Origin of the sequence: Mycobacterium asiaticum (assembly GCF_001668675.1) — a bacterium.
Classification (GTDB): Bacteria; Actinomycetota; Actinomycetes; order Mycobacteriales; family Mycobacteriaceae; genus Mycobacterium; species Mycobacterium asiaticum_D.
Window position 1 is genome coordinate 1 of sequence record NZ_LZKQ01000137.1, and the last position, 4,205, is coordinate 4,205.

Here is a 4,205-nt window from a genome sequence, read left to right on the forward strand (position 1 = left end):
CTTTTCGCCAGGTAAGCGGCGCCCCGCCGCGTGGCGGGCGGCCACGTAACCGAACACCATCGAACTCGCGCTGCTCGTCGCGGCCTAGGAAATCCCGGGGCTTCATGCCCGACTGCATGAGTTCGGCGCGGCGGGCCTGCACATCGGACGCGGCGCCCACCATGTTGGTCAGGATGTGACTGACCTGAAGGTGCACCCGCATCCCCATCAGTTCCCAGGCCCGCTTCACATTGTTCTTCACCGCCATCAGCGTCGTCAGCGGGATCTGCGCGATCTTGCGGGCCATTTCCTCGACGGTGTCTTCGAGATCTTCGCGCGGCACCACCTTGTTGAGCAGGCCCCATTCGAGGGCCTGCTCGGCCGTCAGCGTCGGTGCCAGCAGCAACCAGTCCATGGTGCGGTGCCAATTCATCAGCAACCACGGCTCGATCATCGTGTGGCCGCCCGGCTCGCCGAGGCTCTGCGCCAGCGGCATCTGGAAATACGCGTCCTCGGACGCGACACAGAAGTCGGTGAGCAGACCGAGGTAGATCCCGCCGCCCATGCAGTAGCCGTGGATTTGGGAGATGGTCGGTTTCGGAAACTCCCACAGGTACAGGGTCGGCCACAGAAAGAGATCCGCGGTGCCCTTGTACAGATCCTCGAACGTGTTTCCGAAGTCGGGGTAGGGATTTTCGTCCGGCCCCCAGCGGGCGACGTGGCCACCGCAGAAACCCTTGCCGTTGGCCTTGAGAATGACGACTTTGATTTCCTTGTCGTGATCGGCTTCGCGTAGGCACTTGTCGACCTCGGTCACCAGGACCGCGTCCTTGGTATTGGCCTTGTCGACGCGGTTGAGGATGATCCGCGCGATCGGTGGTTCGCGCTCGTAGATGACAGCTTCCAGGACGCGCCGCTCCATCCGCGTTACATTACCGGACCGCGACGTAACGCCGACATGGTTTCTGCACGGTATACGGTATGCTGGACAACAATGTCGGCACCCATGCCGACAACGTCGTGGAACGCATCGTCATCCACCAGTTCAGATGATTCGTGCATGCAGCACGAGCTTTTCTCGCGGCGATCGATTTTGCCCACCGGCAATCTCGCCATCTCGTGCTCGACTTCGCGGTATAGCGATGCGCGCACACCGATGCCTGAAAGGCACCGAAATAGTGACTACCGACACAACTTTCGCCGACCTCGGCGTATCCGACACTCTGGTCGGCGCGTTGAACAGGGTCGGCATTGCCCGGCCGTTTCCGATTCAGGTTGCGACGCTGCCCGACGCGCTGGCCGGGCGCGATGTACTGGGGCGGGGCAAGACCGGCAGCGGCAAGACGCTCGCTTTCTCGATTCCGTTGATCAGCAGGATTTCCCGACAGAACTGGCGTCCGTCGCGGCCCTCGGGCCTGGTGCTTGCACCGACCCGCGAATTGGCGACCCAGATCACTGCCACGCTGGAACCGCTCGCTGTCGCACAGGGTTTGAAGGTGACGACGATCTTCGGCGGCGTATCGCAAAACCGCCAGGTGGCCGCGCTGCAGTCCGGAGTCGACGTCGTGGTGGCGTGTCCTGGGCGGCTCGAGGACCTGATGAAGCAGCGGCTGATCAGTCTCGACGGTGTTGCGATCACCGTCATCGACGAAGCGGATCACATGGCGGACCTTGGTTTTCTGCCTGGTGTGACGCGCATTTTGGCTGCCACGCCGGCCAACGGTCAGCGCCTGTTGTTCTCCGCGACGCTGGACAACGGCGTCGACAAACTCGTCAAGCGGTTCCTGCGCAACGAGGTGCTGCATTCGGTCGACGAGGCCAACTCACCGGTCTCGGCGATGACCCACCACGTCTTCCACGTCGCCAGCAACGAGGCGAAGAAGGAGCTGGTGCACCGGCTGGCGTCCGGTAGTGGTCGCCGGATTCTGTTTCTGCGCACCAAGCATCAGGCCCGCAAGCTGGCCAAGCAGCTCACCGAGGCGGGCGTTCCCGCCGTGGATCTGCACGGCAACCTTTCCCAGCCGGCGCGTGACCGCAATTTGGCCAGGTTCGCGTCCGGGGACGCTCGCGTGTTGGTGGCGACCGATATCGCCGCGCGCGGTGTGCACGTCGACGATGTCGAACTGGTGGTGCACATCGATCCGCCGAGCGAGCACAAGTCGTACCTGCACCGTTCCGGCCGCACGGCCCGCGCGGGCAGCGCGGGTGACGTGGTGACGGTCGTGCTTCCTGAGCAGCGGGCGGATACGCAGGTGCTGTTGCGCAAGGCCGGCATCAAGGTCAAGCCCATGCAGGTGACGGCGTCCTCAGCAGAGGTACAGACGCTGGTCGGTGAGGTCGCGCCTTACCAGGCACCGCCGGTCGCGGTAGCCCCTCCCCCGCAGCATCGTCGGCCCAGTGGGGCGGGTGCACGGCGCGGTCGTGGTCGTAGTCGTGGCGCACGATCGGCGTCTTCGGAATCCGCTCGTGTTGAGCCGACCGTCCAGCACCGGGGCCCCATCGCGGCGCGCCGCGTCGAGCACCGCCGTCGGTCGGCCCGCCCGCAGGGCAGCGTTAGATAGTCGTGGCCCGTCAGCGTCGCGCGAGCAGCCATGCGTGCCCGTCGCTTTCGTCGCCCGCTATGAGCTGAAGACTCGCGAAGGCGCTCGGTAACTCGCCGGGTGCGGCCCGAAACGGCCCGGGCGCGGCGCCGACCTCGCTCAGCACGGCGATCGCCAGTAGCCCACCCGGCGCCAGGCGTTCGATCAGTGCTCGGTCGAGGCGGCTGTCGCGAAATTTGTTGCACAGGATCATGTTTGCGGGTGGGCTGGGCGGCAGACCCTGGTCGAGGTCGACGACGTCGAATCGGCAGCGATCGCCAACATGGTTGCGCCGAGCGAGCTCTTGCGCCTGCTCGACGGCAACGGCGGAAATGTCGATGCCCCAGACATCGAGGCCGCGGCTGGCCAGCCATACCGATCCGGTCCCCTGGCCGCAGGCGATATCCAGCGCCAGACCCTTCGCCGGTATCAGATCGACGTGTGGGGCAAGGAAACTGGGTGGATTGACCGCACCGGCTGGTCCCAGTTGGGCATATCGTTCATCCCAGCGGCGACGGTCCTGTGCGGTCACAGCGCCAAGGTTACCGGTGGCGAGTTCTGGACATATGTCTGCAATTGAGGCCAGATGCGGGCACTTTGGGGTTGGCTTCGGCAAGCGGCCGGGAACCCCTCAGTTCTTGCTGTAGCAACAGATAAGGCGATCGACAGCTACCTGTGGACGTACGCTTGTGACACTAGTGGCTGCTTCCTACACTGGACGGGTGTCTAGAGAAGTCTCGGCTCCTGGCGTTCCACGTCGGTCGGATCGGCGGCCCGGACAGACCATCCGCAAAGTGCTCGACGCGGGACTCGAGGAACTGCGCGAATCGTCCTACGCGAACCTGACGATGCGCGCGGTGGCTCAGCGTGCCGGGGTTTCGCCGGCCAGTGCCTACACCTACTTTTCGTCGAAGAGCGCTTTGGTTGCAGCGGTCTACTTGCGGTTGTTGCGTGAGTTGCCGTTGCACACCGACGTCAACGACACCACCAAGACGAGGGTGAGCGCGACGCTGCGGGACATGGCCCTCATCGTCACCGACGAGCCCGAGCTGACCGCCGGTTGCGGTGCGGCGTTGATGGCCGACGATCCCGCAGTCACCCCGTTGCGCGCCGAAATCGCCGACGAGGTGGCCCGCCGGATCGGTGCCGCGCTCGGTCCCGGGTGGCCGCGCGCGGTGAAGTCGACGCTGCAGATGACGTTCGCGGGCGCGCTGATGACAGCGCGGTTCCTGCCCTACCCGGAGATCGCCGGGCAGCTCGATGAAGCGGTGAATTTGATACTCGGCGCATCGGTTGCGTAATACGCAGCGCTGCAGCGTTTTTGTCAGTGGTCCTCCGTAGTATTCAGGGTATGTCAGCGAGCACGCCGCAGGAGATCGTCGAGGTTCTCGACGGGCTTGAAGCGTGCGCGGATCGCTTGTCTGCGTTGGATTTTGACGCTTGCGGTACGGGTGAGTTGCTGTCGATCATCGAGGGTATGCAGCGGGTGGTGCGTAAGTTGCGCGTGCCCGGGCACGCGGTGGTCAACCAATTGGGCGTGGTGGCCACCGGGCAGGAGTTGGGTGGCACACTGGGTCAGGCGTTGGCGGATCGGTTGCGGATCACCAAAGCCGAGGCGGATCGGCGTATCGCCGAGGCCGCGGTGCT

General features: G+C 64.7%; 6 protein-coding genes. 3 read left to right on the forward strand and 3 right to left on the reverse strand.

Annotation, left to right across the window (positions count from 1 at the left end):
- A partial coding sequence (locus tag A9X01_RS11735; protein ID WP_253849092.1) for an enoyl-CoA hydratase-related protein occupies nucleotides 1–901 on the reverse strand: 901 nt, incomplete at its 3' end.
- 5 nt (nucleotides 902–906) lie between these two features.
- A complete protein-coding gene (locus A9X01_RS30485; RefSeq protein WP_065120947.1) occupies nucleotides 907–1,131 on the reverse strand; it encodes a hypothetical protein in 225 nt (74 codons plus the stop codon).
- Nucleotides 1,132–1,157: 26 nt separating this feature from the next.
- On the opposite strand from A9X01_RS30485, the gene A9X01_RS11745 reads away from it, so the two are divergent.
- Nucleotides 1,158–2,540 (forward strand): DEAD/DEAH box helicase, encoded by a 1,383-nt coding sequence (locus tag A9X01_RS11745; protein ID WP_065120950.1) that lies wholly within the window; start codon nucleotides 1,158–1,160, stop codon nucleotides 2,538–2,540.
- Nucleotides 2,541–2,550: 10 nt separating this feature from the next.
- On the opposite strand, the gene A9X01_RS11750 is transcribed toward A9X01_RS11745, so the two are convergent.
- Nucleotides 2,551–3,090: a class I SAM-dependent methyltransferase gene (locus A9X01_RS11750; RefSeq protein ID WP_065120948.1), complete on the reverse strand. Its 540-nt coding sequence runs from the start codon at nucleotides 3,088–3,090 to the stop codon at nucleotides 2,551–2,553.
- 190 nt (nucleotides 3,091–3,280) lie between these two features.
- Between A9X01_RS11750 and A9X01_RS11755 the strand changes: the two genes are divergently transcribed.
- Nucleotides 3,281–3,859 (forward strand): TetR/AcrR family transcriptional regulator, encoded by a 579-nt coding sequence (locus tag A9X01_RS11755; protein WP_253849094.1) that lies wholly within the window; start codon nucleotides 3,281–3,283, stop codon nucleotides 3,857–3,859.
- A 50-nt stretch (nucleotides 3,860–3,909) separates the two neighbouring features.
- Nucleotides 3,910–4,205: DUF222 domain-containing protein (locus A9X01_RS11760; RefSeq protein ID WP_155772039.1), on the forward strand; the 296-nt coding region annotated here is incomplete at its 3' end.